The following is a 15,569-nucleotide window of genomic DNA, read 5'->3' as shown; positions in this document are numbered from 1 at the left end:
GCGGTTCAACGGTGCCGGCGGCGCCACCATGTGCGCAGCCGCGAACCGCGCAGGCGGCTCTTGGCGCGCAGCCAGTGCATCGGCACGGAATCGCCCACGCGCACCTCGACCAGGGTCACGCCGGGCGCCTCGATCGCCGCGGCCAGGGTGGCCTGCGCATCGCCTTGCAGGCGCACGTGCGCCGCGCCGACGGCCGCGGCCAGGGCGGCGACATCGACGCCGTCGAATTCGGTGCCGTACGCGTGGCCGGAGCCGGCCAGTTGCTGCATGCGGATCAGGCCGTAGGCGCCGTCGACGAACACGATCACGGTCAGCCGCAGCCGCTCGCGCACCGCGGTGAGCAGCTCCAGCCCGGACATCGCCAGGCCGCCGTCGCCGATCAGCGCCACCACCGGTCGCGCCGGATCGGCGAGGCAGGCGCCGATCGCGGCGCCGATGCCGAAGCCCATCGACTGCAGGTTGGTCGGCACGATCAGGCCGCGCGGGCAAAGCACCGGAAAGTGGCGGCGCGCCAGGCCCTGGTGCTGGCCCGAATCGGTGAGCAGGCAGCCATGCCGCGGCAGCGCGTGGCGCAGCGCGGCAAAGAACGCCTGCGGCTGCCCGCCGTCCACGCCGTGGATGCGCGGCTCGACCCGCCGCCGGTCGCGCTCGTCTTCGGCGCGCCGGCGCCACTGCGCGATCTCGTCGTGGCCGAAGCCGGCCCGGGCCGGCTTCGTCTCCAGCCGTTGCAGCAGTGCGGCCAGGAAGGCGGTCGCGTCCGCGCACAGCGCATGCCGCGCGGGATAGTTGGCGCCCAGCACGGCGGCGCTGGCATCGACGTGGATGAGTTTGTCTGGCGGCAACCGCAGCTCGAAGCCGCGGCTGCCGTTGTGCGAGAACTTGCAGCCGATCGCCAGCACCACGTCGCTGGCCTCGACCAGCGCGTTGAGCGTGCCGCACTCGTTGCCGGCGAACGCGAAGCCCAGCGACAGCGGGTGGTCCTCGGCCACCACGCCGCGCCCCGAGGTGGTGGTGACCACCGCGGCGGACAGCGTTTCGGCCAGCTGCGTGGCCAGCCCGGCGGCGGCGCTGCAGCCCTGGCCGAGCAACAGCATGCAGCGACCGGCCTGGCGCAGCGCGGCCAGCACGGCGTCGAGCGCGGCCTCGTCGAGCGGTGGCGACGACGGCCGCGCGACATCTGCCGGCGGCGCCGATTCGCGCAACGCATCGCGGCCGAACTGCACCAGCACCGGGCCGGGTTCGCCGGCGCCAGCCTGCGCGTGCGCCGCGGCCAGCGCCGCAGGAATGTCGGCGGCGTGGTCGACGTGGTACTGGCCCTTGCTCAGCGGGCCGGCGATCGCCGCCTGGTCCAGCGCCTGCAACTGGAACTGCTGGCCGGGCGAGCGCGCCGGCTGCATGGTGAGATGCAGCAGCGCGGCCGAATCCAGCGTCGCCTCGGCCAGCCCGGTCAATGCCCAGGTGAAGCCGGGGCCGGGAATGGTGAGCAACGCGGCAAGGCGCCCCGAGGCGCGGTAGTAGCCGTTGGCCATCATCGCCGCCGACAATTCGTGGGTGGCCACGATGCTGCGCAGCGGCGCGCGGCGCAGCGCCTCGTACAAACCGGTGGTCTGCGTGCCGGGCAGGCCGAACACGCAGTCGACGCCGGCGCGCGCCAGCGTGGCGCAGACCAGTTCGGCGCCGGAAACCACGGACTCGCTCATTCGGCCACGCCGGTGGAGCGGTGCAGCGCGCGGCGCACGCCGCGGCGGGCGCGCTGCGGCAGCGTGGTCGCCCAGTCGCCGAGGCGGAAGCGGATGTCGTCGGCGCGCGAGACCTCCAGGCACAGCGACAGCTCGCCGCCCATCTGCGACTTGAACGCCGTGACGGGGTTGAGTTCGGCGTCGGTCAGGTCGTTGGCGCGGTAGCCCTCGGCGGCCAGGTGTTCCAGCGCGCGCCAGCGCAGGAACGCCGACGCACCCAGATTCAGCAGTGCAGCCTCGGCACCGGCGCAGACGGTGTGGCTGACCGGATGCGGCCCGGTCAGCACCAGCTGGCTGGCGGCCACGCGGCCGTCCGGCATTCGCGCGTGGTAGAGCCGGCCCAGGTTGCGCTCGCGCAGGGTTTCCACGAAGCGGCGGAACGCTTCGCGCGGCAGGTACAGCGGCGCACCCTTGCGCTCGTGGGTCTGCAGGTGCAGGTGATGGAAGGCGTCGAAGTCGTCATCCATGCTCAGTTGCAGGCCTTGCTCGGTGCAGCGCCCGATCAGCCGGCGATGATTCTTGTCCACCCGCGTCCATGCGCTGGCGAGGTCGCCGATGTCGACCACGTAGGTGTAGGTCGGCTGCACGCTCCAGCCGCGCGACTGGAAGGTGCGCAGGTCGGTGCAGGTGGAACGACTCTTGAAGCGCAGCCGCCCCAGCGGCAGGCGCGCGAGCGCGTGCTCCAGCGCATCCATGGTCTGCAGCCGGCGCGAGGTGGCGGTGGCCGGGCAGCTGCAGGCGTGCGGCACCAGCACCAGGCCGTTGTAGTAGAGCAGCCGCCGCGGCGACACGTAGGCGCCGCGGCGGTCGCTGCATTCGAACAGCGCGATGCCGCCCACGATGTGGTCGTCGCGCTCGGCGGCGAGCACGCGGAAGCGGCCGCCGGTGGCGGCGCACAGCGCGTCGAGATACTCGGGCAGCGAATACACGCTGCCGTCCGGCGAGGCAGCGACAGCGGCGACCCAGCGCGGGTAATCCGCGGGATCGAGTATGCGGGTTGTCGGTAGGGTGGCCATCGTCGCGCATCCTTTTCGCTGGAGAGCGTGAGCGCGGCGCCTGTCGAGGCGCCGTTCCACCGGTGGTGATCCCCTCGCGACCCTTCCCCCCAGATATCCGGAGCCCCGCCGGTGCGCCATCCTAGGCCACGGCACCGCTTGTACGCAAAGACCGCCGGCCGCGGCGGGCAGGGCAGGCGACGCCGGCCGCCGCCGCGCCGCCATGCACGTACGGCGCCAGGAAAAAGCGGCCTGCAGGCCGCTCGAAGGGTGGGGTGCAGGGCTGCCGAATCAGCTCTTGCCACCGAAACATGGCCTGGAAACCACGTCGCTTCCCATTCGGGGACCGCGCAGGGCGCTGCACGAGTTCGTTTCGGAGTTCAGCTATTTGCCGGCGTAAGCAGGGCCACGCAATACCGCCCCCGGCAGCGCGTCCGTCATCTTGCCGCCATCGATCACCGGGACCCCATTGACCAGCACATATTGCATCCCGACCGACAGCTGGTTCGGGTCGGTGAAGGTGGCGACATCGCGGATCGTGTCCGGGTCGAACACGACGATGTCTGCCCACATGCCCTGCTTGAGCACGCCGCGATCCGCCAGATGCTCACGCTGGGCCGCCAATGCGCTGAACTTGCGGATGGCGTCCGGAAGCGTGAGCAGCTTCTGCTCGCGCACGTACCTGGCGAGAATGCGCGGAAAGGTGCCGTAGGCGCGCGGGTGCGGACGATCCTTGCCGAGCAGGCCATCCGGCGAGGTTCCCTCATAGTCCGTGTCGATCGAAACCCACGGCTGCTTCAGCGCCAGCTCGACATCGGACTCCCGCATGCCGAACACCACCGAACTGGTGGCGGCGTTGTCCTTGATCAGGAAGTCGCAGATCGTGTCGATCGGATCCTCGTGCCACTCTGCCGCAATCTCACTGACCCGCTTGCCGACGTACTTCTGCAACGCCCTGTTGTTGACACTGCCGATCATGATGCCGTGCGCCTGCCCGATGGCCGCGAGCCATTCGTTGTCCCAGGCATCGCTGGGAGTGAGCATGTCCTTGCGGATGCGCGCACGTGTGGCCGGATTCTTCAGGCGTTCGATCAGTTTCAGGTTGCCGCCGTCATGAGCCCAGGGCGGGATGAAGGCCGACAGATCATTCTGCCACGCGGTATAGGCGTAGGTGTCCGCCGCCACGTCGACGCCGCTGGCACGAGCCGCGTCGATGCGCGCGATCACCTGTGCCATCTTGCCCTTGAGATTGCCCGTGGCCTTGAGATGGAAAATCTCCACCGGAATATCCGCCTCGCGGCCGATCCGGAAGGTTTCGTCCAGCGCGGCCATCTCTGCATCGCCCTCGTTGCGCATGTGGGTCGCGTAGATGCCGCCATGGCGTGCGGCAACCTTCGCCAGGGCGATCAACTCGTCGGTTCCGGCGTAAGGCGCCGGGGTGTACTCCAGCGCCGTGGACAGCCCCAGCGCACCCTGCTTCATCGCGTCCGCTACCAGCATCTGCATCTGTTTCAGCTCGTCCGGCGTGGGTGCGCGATTCTTGTAGCCAATGACCATCTCGCGCACTGAAGTGGCGCCCACGTACGTGCCTACGTTGATGCCCATGCCTTGCTTTTGCAGGCGCGTGAAATATTGCTCGAACGTGCGCCAGTCCGGCGTTATCCGATAGTGCGCGTAGGCCGCCTGGCGTTGCTTGATCATCTCGGCGTCGAGCGGCGCCACCGATTCGCCTTCTCCGGTGATCTCGGTGGTGATGCCCTGGAAGATCTTCGACGGCACATGCGGATCGACCAGCAGGGTGATTTCTGATTGACCAAGCATGTCAATGAATCCCGGCGCCACAACCAGACCGTGGGCGTCGATCACCTGCCTGGCATGCGCGTCGGCGAGGTCGCCGATCGCGGCGATGCGACCATCCTTCACGGCGATGTCGGCCGCGTACCAGGGCGAACCCGTACCGTCGATGATGTGACCGTTGCGGATGATGGTGTCGTACTCGACGCCAGCAGCCGGAGATGGCGTCGCCGTCAACAGCCCGATGGCCGCGACGATCGACATGCAGGCGGTGCGAATGAAGATGGGCATGAACCACTCCCCCTCAAATGATCATCTGTCGGCGAGACGTTGCTCGCCATCAAGCGGCAACGAAAAGCGCAGGCTGACGCCAGGGCTTTCAGCCGGTGCGGCAATCGACCGCTCGACTAGAAATCCTGCTTGAAGCTGATGCCGAACGTGCGCGGCTGGCTGAAACCCGTGTACACCTGTCCATTCGGGTATTCCGGCACCACGCCGTGCGCACCACAAACCGCTACCGCACACTCGGAGAACTTGTACAGCGCGGCGCGCTTGTCGAACGCGTTGTCGATGTAGACACTCACCGACCAGCTGTCCCCCTGGAGACCGGCGGAGAGGTCGGCCGAGTTGTAGGCAGGCAGCCCGCCGTAGAGGCTGCGATCGAGCAGGAGCAGGCTCGTCGTGCGGTTCCCCACATGCGTCAATGCACCCTGGACGAAGCCACTCTTGCTGCCGACATCAAAGGTGTAACGCGCGATGAGGTTGCCCTTGAACCGTGGCGTGATGGGCAGGCGGGTGCCCGTGGGTGCCAGCGGCCCGTCCATCGTGTCGCCGGTTTGTGTATTGATCGAGCCGGCCGGACAGTCGGTGACAGGGTGGTTGTTGCTGTCGGTGAATCCGCAGTAGTTGGCGGTCAACTTGGCGTCATACACGGCGATGCCGGCGCTCAGTTGCAGGTTGTAGGTCGCCTGCCAGTTCAGTTGCGACTCCAGTCCGTTGATGCGGGCCGAATTGGCGTTGAGAATTTCGGCAATGCCGTTCGGGCCGGTGATGTCGAACTGGAAATTGTTCCAGGTCTCGCGGAACACGGCCCCGTTGAAGGTCAGCCGATGGTCGAACCATGAGGTTTTCCAGCCGAGTTCGACGTTGGTCAGGAAATCCGCCTGATAGGGCGGCAGCGATGCGTTGCGATTGATGCCACCCGGGCGATAGCCCTCGGATCGGGTGAAATAGGCCATGGCACGGGGCGTGACATGCCAGGTCAGGTTGACCTTGTTGAGCGATCCGCTTTGCTTTACCCGCTTGTCGAAGTCCAGACAGGGCGCGCCCTCGAATGGTTCGGGCGAGATGCAGCCGGCCTCGCCGTAACTGGAGCCGGGAAAATAGCCCTCGCTGAAACCGAAAAAGCCGTAAAAGCTGCCGCTGTCGCGATAATAGCGCTCGCCGATCGTGCCGGTGAGGACGTCGGGGATGAAGTCCCAGGAAAGTTCGCCGTACACCGACTGGTCACGATCGTAACGGATCTGCCGGCTCAGATAGAGGGTGTCCGGCCAGCCGGTAACCGTCAGCGAATCGGCCAAGCCGCTGATCTTGTACTGGTACTGGATATCGTGTTTCAGCTTCTGCCAGAACGCGCCGGCGACCAGGCGCAGGCGATCGTCGCTGGGCGAGACAAGGCGCAGTTCGTGGCTGTTGTCGGTGTAGTGATCGCGGAAAAATGGATGTTGCGACGGATCGATCAGGCTTCCGCCGTTGTCATAAAAATAGACACCGGAGCCGTTCAGCGTGTCGTACCAGAATGAGTAGTCCGTGTAGTCGGACTCCTGCTCCTGGTTGCGCTTGAGATGCGCATAGGCATAGGTCAGATCGAAATTGCCGAGCTTGCCTTGCACGGTCAACGCGCCCTGCCACCAGCGATCGTTGTTGCGCTCGGGAAAGAAATGCGTGACGGCGAGATCGCCCACGCTCGGGTCGCTGGAAGACGAACCGTGGGAGATCGTCTGTTGCCCCATCAGTGTCGGGCTGATCGACCAGCTGTCGTCGAGGTCCACTTTCAGCGCGGCGCGTGCGCCCTGGGTGTCGGCGTCGTTGTAGTGCTTGCGGGCGTGTCCGTGGCATTGCAGCAGCACGCCAGGGGTGCAGTCGTCGGCGTTGCTGATGGTAATGCCGGAAGACGGGTAGGTACGCGTGCCGGCCTTGTTGTCGATGTAGCCCGCGTCGTGTTCGCGCCAACCCACGAGGCGAATCGCGGCGCCCTTGCCGAGCGGGATATTGACCATGCCCTCGGCGGTGGAGCCGATGCCACCGTGTGCAACCTTGTCGACGCCGAGCGCGTAGTTTGCCGCGAAGGCGCCGGGGTCGGGCTGGTTGGTGATGATGCGCAACGCGCCGGCTTCGGCGCTGGCGCCATACAACGTACCCTGGGGTCCTGCCAGCACCTCGATGCGGGCGATGTCGTACATGTGGATGTCTACCGGCCCCTGGATCGTGGTGATCGGCTGGTTGTCGAGGTACACGCCGACGCTCGGCCGCGACCCGGTATAGTCCCCGCCGCTGCCGCTGCTGACACCGCGCATGTAGATGATGGCAAAGCCTTGCGCGCCATTGCCGCCGCCGTTGTCCTGGAAGGACACGCTGGGCAGATATTTCACGTAGTCCTTGAAGTTCTGGACGTGCAGGGCCTCAAGTTGATCCTGTGCCAGCACGTTGATGCTGATCGGCACCTTCTGCAGATCCTCGGTGCGCCTCTGCGCGGTCACCGTGACCGTACCCAGGGTCTTGGCCTTTTGCGCTGTCGCGGAGGTCGTCGCGGCCGATGCGGGCTGCTCGGCAACATCCTGAGCGAGCGCTGGTGCGGCCACGGCAAGACTGATCGCCGCCGCGAGCGGCAAGCGCGCCAAAATCGCCCGTGGCGCCTTGCCACCACACTTGAAATGAGCTTTGGACATGACCTGCGACCTCCCCGTGAGCGTAACGGAGCAACCAAACCTGCCGAGCCTTATCGCAACCTGATGAAATGACCCGCGAGCCTCGCAGGCGCTTCGCCATGGGGATGGGCCAGCACGGCGGCCATGACCAGAGTCTTGCGTTTCATGGGTGATCCCCCGGGGTGTGTGGACTGGCTTGCGCAAGCTCGCGCGTTTCCGCGAGCAGCGTGTCGACGACCGCGTCGGCACCGGTCGCGATCGGGTCGAATACGACCAGGCCGGTTTCCGCGTAGGCGCGGGCGAACGCGTCCGCGCGTTGGCTTTCGCTCATGCCGTGCGTGTTGAGCGCGACGGCGATGCAGCGTGCGGCGGGGTTGGTCAGGCGCGCGGCCTGTTCGTTGGCGGCGATGCAGGCGGCGAGCGTCGGCAGCGGATAGTCCGGGTAACCGTCGATGTGCGTGCGGTGCGGGTCGTGGCAGAGCACGAGCGCGTCCGGCTGCGAGCCGTGCAGCAGGGCAAGGCTGACGCCGGCATAGGCCGGGTGGAACAGCGAGCCCTGGCCTTCGATCACGTCCCAGTGCCCGGGCTCGTTGTCGGGCGACAGCGCTTCGGCCGCGCCGGCGGCGAAATCGGCGACGACCGCGTCGATCGCGATGCCGGCGCCGGCGATGAGGATGCCGGTTTGCCCGGTCGCGCGGAAATCGGCGGCCATGCCGCGTCGCACGAAGGCGCGGTGGATGGCCAGCGCGGCGTACTTCTTGCCGACCGCGCAATCGACGCCGACCATCAGCATCCGGCGGCCGCTGCGCTTGCGGCCGGAGCCGACGTCGAAATGCGCGTCGGCGTGGCGCACGTCGAACAGCCGCACGCCGGCCTGGCGCGCGGCCGCGGCGATCCGCGGATTCTCGCCGAGGCGCGCATGCATGCCGCTGGCGATGTCGAGGCCGGCGTGGATCGCGGCCAGCAGGGTGTCGATCCACGCCTCGTCGAGCGCACCGCCGAAGGTGGCCACGCCGATCACCAGCGTGCGCATGCCGGCGGCGGCGGCGGCCTCCGGCGTCATGTCGGGCAGGCCGAGGTCGACCGTGTCGGCGTCGAGCCGGCATTGCCCGGCGCACAGTTCCGGGCGCCAGTCGAGAATGCCGCTGGCCGTCTTGGCGTCGAGGCGGTGCGGGGTGTTGCCGAGGAAGAGCAGGTACGGGGCGGCGATCTGCATGTCAGCGGGCTCCCTGGCGGCGCAGCACCTGGCCCGGGTGGGCGCCGGTCGCCTTGCCGTCGGCGAGGACCAGGGTGCCGTTGACCCATACCCGCGCGATGCCGACCGACAGCTCGTGCGGCTTCTCGTAGGTGGCGCGGTCGGCCACCGTGCGCGGATCGAACAGGACGAGGTCGGCCGCTGCGCCGACGCGGATCTGGCCGCGGTCGCGCAAGCCCATGTGTTGCGCGGCCAGTCCGGTCATCTTGTGCACGGCCTGCTCGAGCGTCAGCATCTTCTGCTCGCGCACGTACATGCGCAGCACGCGCGGGAAGGTGCCGTAGCCGCGCGGGTGCAGGCCGTCGAGGTTGCCGTCGGAACAGATGTTCGCCTGCGGCCAGGCGATGAACTTCGCGATGTCGCGCCCGTCCATGCTGCGGCTGATGACCTGCGCGGTGCTGTGGGCCGCCTCCGATTCGCGGATCAGGGCCATCACCGTATCCGCGTCGTCGGTGCCGCGCAGGCGCGCAACATCGGCCACGCTCTTGCCGACCAGGTCCGGTTCGGGTTTGAACTGCGACAGGCGCAGGCCGTCGGCCGGGGAGAGGTGCTTGAGCACGAATTCGGCGGTCGCGCGGTTCCCGAAATCGCGCTTGGGCCACAGCACGATCAACTCGCTGTGCCAGCTGTCGTAGGGATAGACGTCGAGCGTCGCGTCGACGCCCTCGGCGCGCGCCTTGTCGAGCATGCCCAGGAAGCGGTCGGCCTGGCCCCACCAGTCGGTCATCGCCAGCTTGGCGTGGCTGACCTGCACCGGGATCTTCGCCTCGCGGCCGATCGTCAGCAGTTCGTCGAGCGCGTCCCAGACCTTGCGATCCTCGCTGCGCATGTGGCTGATGTAGCGGCCGCCGTAGGGCGCGACGGCGTCGGCGAGCGCGAGCACCTCGGCGCGCGTGGAGTAGAGGCCCGAGTCGTATTCGAGGCCGGTCGACAGGCCGAGCGCGCCGGCCTTCATGTCGGCGGCGAGCAGCTGGCGCATCGCCTGCACCTGCGCCGGCGTCGCCGCGTGGCTGGCGTCGGCGCCCATCACCTCCTCGCGCAGCGAGTTGTGGCCCGCGTACGAGGCGATGTTGATCGCCGCCGGCGTGGCTTCGTAGCGGCGGAACAGGTCGGCGATCGGCTCCTGCGAGAAGCCGTCCTGGCCGATGACGATCGTGGTGACGCCCTGGCTGGTCACCGGCAGCGCGTCGAGCTGGCTGTCGAGGCCGCGATCGTGGTGGCTGTGCGTGTCGATGAACCCCGGCGCGAGCACCAGCCCGTGAGCGTCGACCACCTGTTCGTCGCGCTGCGGTGCGAGCTCGCCGATGGCGGTGATGCGTCCATCGGCGACCCGCACGTCGACGTGCTGGGCCACGGCGCCGGTGCCGTCGACGACAACGGCATGGCGCACGATGAAGTCGGCCGCTGCTGCATGGCCGGCTGGCAACACGACCAGCGGCGCGATCAGCAGCAGTGACACCAGCGTTCGGCTCATCATGGAATCGGTTCTCCTGGAAAACATGCGGCTCAACCCCACAGCGCCGCGCTGGGCGGCGAGACGAGGCCACGCTGGTAGTGCAGGCCCGGGTCGCGGTCGCGGCCGATGAGCAGCGGGCCATCGAGGTCGACAAAGCGTGCGGTACCGGCGACGAGCGTGGCCGGCGCCATGCCGAGCGACGTCCCCTCCATGCAGCCCACCATCAAGCCGAAGCCGAGCTGGCGCGCGCGGGCAGTCATGCGCAGCGCCTCGGTCAGGCCACCGGTCTTGTCCAGCTTCACGTTGACCAGGTCGTAGCGGCCGCACAGCGCGTCGAGGTCGGCGCCGACGTGGGCCGACTCGTCGGCGCAGACCGGCACGCGGCGCTTGATCCGCGCCAGCGCGTCGTCCTTGCCCACGGGCAGCGGCTGCTCGACCATCGCGACACGCGCGGCCTGCAGCGCCGGCATGACGCCGTCGAGCAGCGCCGGGTCCCAGGATTCATTCGCGTCGATGATCAGGGTCGCGGCCGGAGCGGCGTCGCGCACGGCCGCGACGCGGGCGACGACGTCGTGCACATCGAGTTTCAGCTTGATCAGGGCGCGGTCGCCGTCGGTGGCAACGATCGCGCGCGCCTTGTCCGCCTGCTGCGCCGCCTCGCCCACGCTGATGGTCTGCGCGGTGCGCACCTGGGCCGGGGCGGGGATTCCGGCCAGTTCCCAGACACGCCGCTTCGCCAGTTTCGCGCGCAGATCCCAGAACGCACAGTCGACCGCGTTGCGCGCGGCGCCGGCCGGCACGCGATCGTGGATGCGGTCCCAGGACTCGCCGCGGGCGAGGCGGACGAGCAGTTCGCGCACGGTCTTCATCACGCCGTCCACGCTCTCGCCGTAGAACGCCGTGGGCGTGCATTCGCCGCGGCCGACGGCGCCATCGCACGACAGCGTTGCCACGATGACGTCGGCATGCAGGTAGGTCTCGTGCGCGATGACGAATGGCGCGGCGAGATCCCAGCGTTCGTGGCGAACTTCGGTCTGCATGCAAGCCGGCCTCTGGACGTGGATGCACAATTTATATCATAGTAACTTCCATGAAAGAAAAATTGCAAACAGCGGATGGCGACGAACCGGAGCTGGCGCGCACGCTCGGTCCGCTCCAGTTGACGATGATCGGTGTCGGCTGCGTCATCGGCGCCGGCATCTTCGTCATGACCGGCACCGCGGCGGCGACCCATGCCGGGCCGGCGGTGGTGCTGTCGTTCGTGGTGGCGGCGATCGCCTGCGGCTTCACCGCGTTCTGCTATGCCGAGCTTGCCGGCACGATGCCGCTGTCCGGTTCGAGCTATTCGTATGCGTTGCTCACGTTCGGCCGCTTCACCGCGTGGTGCGCCGGCTGGCTGCTGCTGCTCGAGTACGGCATTGCCGCGGCGACCGTCGCGGTCGGCTTCGCCGGCTACGCGGTGGCGTTGCTCGACCAGTTCGGTCTGCACCTGCCGGCGTCGATCACCACGCCGATGCTCGACTTCCGCACCGACGGAGGCAGCAACCGCCTGCAGTTCGGCGGCGGCATCAACCTCGTCGCCGCCGGCGCGATCCTGGTGGTGACGGCTGTCCTGTTGCGCGGGGTGACGCAGTCGTTCGCGTTCAACACGGCCGTCGTGCTGCTCAAGATTGCTGCGCTGGTCGCCTTCGTGCTGGTCGGCATTGCCTTCATCGACCCGGCCAACCTCACGCCGTTCGTGCCGCCGGCGCGGGGCGATTTCGAGTTCGGCTGGCCCGGCGTGCTGCGCGGCGCCTCGGCGATCTTCTTCGCCTACGTCGGCTTCGAGACCGTGTCCACGAGCGCGGCCGAGGCGCGTAACCCCCAGCGCGACCTGCCGATCGGCATCTTCATGACGCTGGCGGTCTGCACCGTGCTGTACATGGCCGTCGCCGCGGTGATGACCGGCATCGTGCCCTACGCCCGGCTCGGCGTCGCCGACCCGATTGCCGTCGCCGTCGACGCGATGCAGCTGCCGATGTTCGGCATCGCGGTCAAGTCCGCTGCGGTGATCGGCCTGCTTTCGGTGCTGCTGACGTCAATCTACGGTCAGACCCGCATCTTCTACGCGATGGCGCGCGATCGCATGCTGCCGCCGGTGTTCGCCCGGATCGACGGCAGGACGCGCACGCCGCGGGTCGGCACCATCTATACCGGCGTGGCCATGGCGTTGCTCGCGGCGTGCCTGCCGATCAGCCTGCTCGGCGACCTGATCAGCCTCGGCACGGCGGTCGCGTTCGCGATCGTTTGTGCGGCGGTCATGCGCCTGCGCGTGGTCGAGCCCGATCGTCCGCGCTCGTTCCGCGTGCCGCTGGGCGGCATCCGCGTGCGTGGCTGGTGGATCGGCATCATTCCGGCGCTCGGCATCGCCTTCGCCGCGATGATGGGCTTGCCGCTGCTGATCGACATGGTGCTGCGCGCAACGCGCGGCGACGTGCTGCCGCTGGCGATCGTCGGCGGCTACTTCGCGGCCGGCCTGGTCATCTACGTGGTCTACGTGCGCTCGCGCTGAACGGGAGCGGCGATCCTGGTTCCGCACAAGCGCCGGGCCTCGGCCCGACGGTGCGCTGCATGCTCAAGGCTCGATGTCGCCACCCTTCTTGCGCGGCCCGCGCGCGGGTTTCCCGACATGGCCGACGAATTCCTGGTAGAGGTCGGAGACGTGGGCGAGGCGCTGCTCCACGCGGTCGCCGAGTGCGAGAACCACGCCGTTGACCAGCAGCGCCAGCGCCGCGTGGATCGGAACGGTGGTGCCCCAGAAGATCCCGCTTTCCGTCGGCAATGCCAGGATGTGCGGCGTGTATTCGCTGGCCCAGTGGCAGTATTTGTCGGTGATCATCACCAGCGGCAGCCCGCGTTGCCGGCAATGACGGGCGAGCAGTTGTGCCTGGCGCGAGTAGCGACGCGTCTCCACGATCACGACGCAATCCTTGCCGGTGCCGTCGAGCAGCACCTCCGAGAAGCTTCCGGTAGCCAGGTCGGCCACCCGCACCCCCGGGCGCACGTATTGCAGGAAACTGGCGAAGTGGGCCGCAAGCCCGCGCTCGGTCTGGAATCCCACGATGTGCAATGTCGAGCAGTGTGCCAGGAGAGCAACCATATCCTGCCATTCACGCGTTTCCGCGCGGCGGTAGACCTCGATGATGCCGGCGATGGTCAGGTCCAGGTCGCGTTGCAGCGCCGGCTCGCCGCCGCCGGTCTGCAGCATCGAGCGCAGGCCTTCGCCGATCGGCCATGGCGCGACGGCCACGTCGAACTTGAACGCTGCCTTCAGCTCGCGGAAATTCCGGTAGCCGAGGCGACGGCAGAATCGGCCTACCGTCGCGGCGCTGATGGCGAGTTTGGCGGCCAGCGAGTTGGCAGTCTCGAACGGCACCGCCTGCCGGTTGGTGAGCAGGAAGTTCGCGATCACCCGTTCGGACGCGGTCATCCGGTCCATTTCGCTGCGGAGCTGGCTGAACAATCGCCGGTCGGCGCTGCTTTGCTTTGGCGACATCGACGCCGTCTCCCTCGGGTTCGTCCGTGCTGGATCGGTACGAAAGTATGATCCGGCGCAGCGCAGGCCGCATGGTGCGCGCTGCCCGGTGGTGAGCCGGCGATGGCAGAACGGGCGCCTTGGCGCCCGTTCTGCTGCAGCCGATGGATGATCCGCCAGCGGCTCAGTAGCGGTAATGGTCGGGCTTGTACGGGCCTTCCACCGGCACGCCGAGGTAGGCGGCCTGGGTCGGGGTGAGCGTGGTCAGCTTCACGCCGATCTTCTCCAGGTGCAGGCGCGCGACCTCTTCATCCAGTTTCTTGGGCAGGATGTAGACCTTGTTCTCGTAGCTGTCCTTGTGCGCCCACAGGTCGATCTGCGCCAGGGTCTGGTTGGAGAACGAGTTGGACATCACGAAGCTCGGATGGCCTGTGGCGCAGCCGAGGTTGACCAGGCGGCCTTCGGCGAGCAGGAAGATGGAGCGGCCGTCCTTGAAGGTGTACTTGTCCACCTGCGGCTTGATGTTGAGCTTTTCCACGCCGGCCATCGCATTCAGTGCATCGACCTGGATCTCGTTGTCGAAGTGGCCGATGTTGCAGACGATCGCCTGGTCCTTCATCGACTTCAGGTGATCGAGCGTCAGCACGTCCTTGTTGCCGGTGGTGGTCACGTAGATGTCGCCGCGGCCCAGCGTGCTTTCGACGGTGTTGACCTCGAAGCCTTCCATCGCCGCCTGCAGCGCGTTGATCGGGTCGATCTCGGTCACCACCACGCGCGAACCGTACGCGCGCAGGCTGTGCGCGCAGCCCTTGCCGACGTCGCCGTAGCCGCAGACCACGGCCACCTTGCCGGCCAGCATCACGTCCATCGCGCGCTTGAGGCCGTCGGCCAGCGACTCGCGGCAGCCGTACAGGTTGTCGAACTTGGATTTCGTCACCGAGTCGTTGACGTTGATCGCCGGCACCAGCAGCGACTTCGTCTCGGCCAGCTGGTACAGGCGGTGCACGCCGGTGGTGGTCTCCTCGGAGACGCCCTTCCAGTCCTTGACCACGGTGTGCCAGTAGCCCGGGCGCTCGGTGTGCACGCGCTTGAGCAGATTCTTGATCACCTGCTCCTCGTGCGAGGAGGCCTTCTCGTTGACCCAGTTCGAGCCGTTCTCCAGCTCGTAGCCCTTGTGGATCAAGAGCGTCACGTCGCCGCCGTCGTCCACCACCAGCTGCGGACCGAGGAAGCCGCCCTTGCCGTCGGGGAAGGACAGCGCGTCCAGCGTGCAGTCCCAGTATTCCTCCAGCGTCTCGCCCTTCCAGGCGAACACCGGGGTGCCGGTGGCGGCAATCGCGGCGGCGGCGTGGTCCTGCGTGGAGAAGATGTTGCACGAGGCCCAGCGCACGTCGGCGCCGATGTCCTTCAGCGTCTCGATCAGCACCGCGGTCTGGATCGTCATGTGCAGCGAGCCGGTCACCCGCACGCCCTTCAGCGGGGCGTCCGGCGCGTACTTGCGGCGGATCGACATCAGGCCGGGCATCTCGTGCTCGGCGATGTCCAGCTCCTTGCGGCCGAAATCGGCCAGCGAGATGTCGCGGATCTTGTAGTCGGTGGCGTTTTCTTTCAGTGCGGCGTTCATCAATATCTCCGGTTGGTGCGAGGCTCTTGTGAAGAGTCCGGCCATAGATGGCCGGTCTTGCTTCGCGAAGGGACTCGCGTAAAGCACAGAGCGCCGTTGTGGAACGTGCCGCGCCGAGCCTGGCCGATGCGTGGGACTGCAGATGGATCTGCCTTCACGCCAACGGTCGCAGCGCCCCTCGGCGGGCAGTGCAGTTTGCCATTGTAACGGCAGACATAAGCTTATGCCCGCCGGCGTGGTGCCGCGGCCGCGTCGATTCGGTAGG

At 67.7% G+C, this 15,569-nt stretch carries 10 protein-coding genes and 1 riboswitch; of the genes, 1 reads left to right on the top strand and 9 read right to left on the bottom strand.

The window, feature by feature from the left end:
* Positions 1-5: 5 nt before the first annotated feature.
* From B1991_RS08235 to dgcA, 7 genes are all read right to left on the bottom strand, one after another.
* The gene (locus B1991_RS08235) at positions 6-1,700 is read right to left on the bottom strand and encodes a thiamine pyrophosphate-binding protein (RefSeq protein ID WP_136258241.1); all 1,695 of its coding nucleotides are present in this window, start codon (positions 1,698-1,700) and stop codon (positions 6-8) included.
* The gene (locus tag B1991_RS08230) at positions 1,697-2,755 is read right to left on the bottom strand and encodes a GNAT family N-acetyltransferase (protein ID WP_136258240.1); all 1,059 of its coding nucleotides are present in this window, start codon (positions 2,753-2,755) and stop codon (positions 1,697-1,699) included. The genes B1991_RS08235 and B1991_RS08230 overlap by 4 nt, the downstream gene beginning before the upstream one ends.
* 363 nt (positions 2,756-3,118) lie before the next feature.
* Positions 3,119-4,792: an N-acyl-D-amino-acid deacylase family protein gene (locus B1991_RS08225; RefSeq protein WP_246031102.1), complete on the bottom strand. Its 1,674-nt coding sequence runs from the start codon at positions 4,790-4,792 to the stop codon at positions 3,119-3,121.
* Positions 4,793-4,935: 143 nt separating this feature from the next.
* The gene (locus B1991_RS08220; RefSeq protein ID WP_210772106.1) at positions 4,936-7,476 is read right to left on the bottom strand and encodes a TonB-dependent receptor; all 2,541 of its coding nucleotides are present in this window, start codon (positions 7,474-7,476) and stop codon (positions 4,936-4,938) included.
* A gap of 142 nt (positions 7,477-7,618) precedes the next feature.
* On the bottom strand, positions 7,619-8,671 hold the full coding sequence (locus B1991_RS08215) for an N-acetyltransferase DgcN family protein (RefSeq protein WP_136258238.1): 1,053 nt from the start codon (positions 8,669-8,671) through the stop codon (positions 7,619-7,621).
* 1 nt (position 8,672) lies between these two features.
* On the bottom strand, positions 8,673-10,187 hold the full coding sequence (locus B1991_RS08210; RefSeq protein WP_136258237.1) for an N-acyl-D-amino-acid deacylase family protein: 1,515 nt from the start codon (positions 10,185-10,187) through the stop codon (positions 8,673-8,675).
* A gap of 29 nt (positions 10,188-10,216) precedes the next feature.
* Positions 10,217-11,206, bottom strand: coding sequence for an N-acetyl-D-Glu racemase DgcA (dgcA, locus tag B1991_RS08205; RefSeq protein ID WP_136258236.1), 990 nt, complete (start codon positions 11,204-11,206; stop codon positions 10,217-10,219).
* 50 nt (positions 11,207-11,256) lie between these two features.
* Here dgcA and B1991_RS08200 point away from each other — a divergent pair, with 50 nt between their 5' ends.
* Positions 11,257-12,717, top strand: coding sequence for an APC family permease (locus B1991_RS08200; protein ID WP_136258235.1), 1,461 nt, complete (start codon positions 11,257-11,259; stop codon positions 12,715-12,717).
* Positions 12,718-12,780: 63 nt separating this feature from the next.
* Here the strand turns inward: B1991_RS08200 and B1991_RS08195 are convergent, their stop codons facing one another.
* Positions 12,781-13,701, bottom strand: a complete 921-nt coding sequence (locus B1991_RS08195) for a MurR/RpiR family transcriptional regulator (RefSeq protein ID WP_136258234.1) — start codon at positions 13,699-13,701, stop codon at positions 12,781-12,783.
* A gap of 163 nt (positions 13,702-13,864) precedes the next feature.
* A complete protein-coding gene (gene ahcY / locus B1991_RS08190) occupies positions 13,865-15,304 on the bottom strand; it encodes an adenosylhomocysteinase (RefSeq protein ID WP_136258233.1) in 1,440 nt (479 codons plus the stop codon).
* Positions 15,305-15,385: 81 nt separating this feature from the next.
* Positions 15,386-15,490: riboswitch (S-adenosyl-L-homocysteine riboswitch) on the bottom strand.
* Positions 15,491-15,569: the final 79 nt, after the last annotated feature.

The organism is Rhodanobacter lindaniclasticus (genome assembly GCF_004799035.1).
GTDB classification, from domain to species: domain Bacteria; phylum Pseudomonadota; class Gammaproteobacteria; order Xanthomonadales; family Rhodanobacteraceae; genus Rhodanobacter; species Rhodanobacter lindaniclasticus.
Note: the sequence above shows the minus strand (reverse complement) of the source record. Positions and strands in the feature narration are given on the sequence as shown.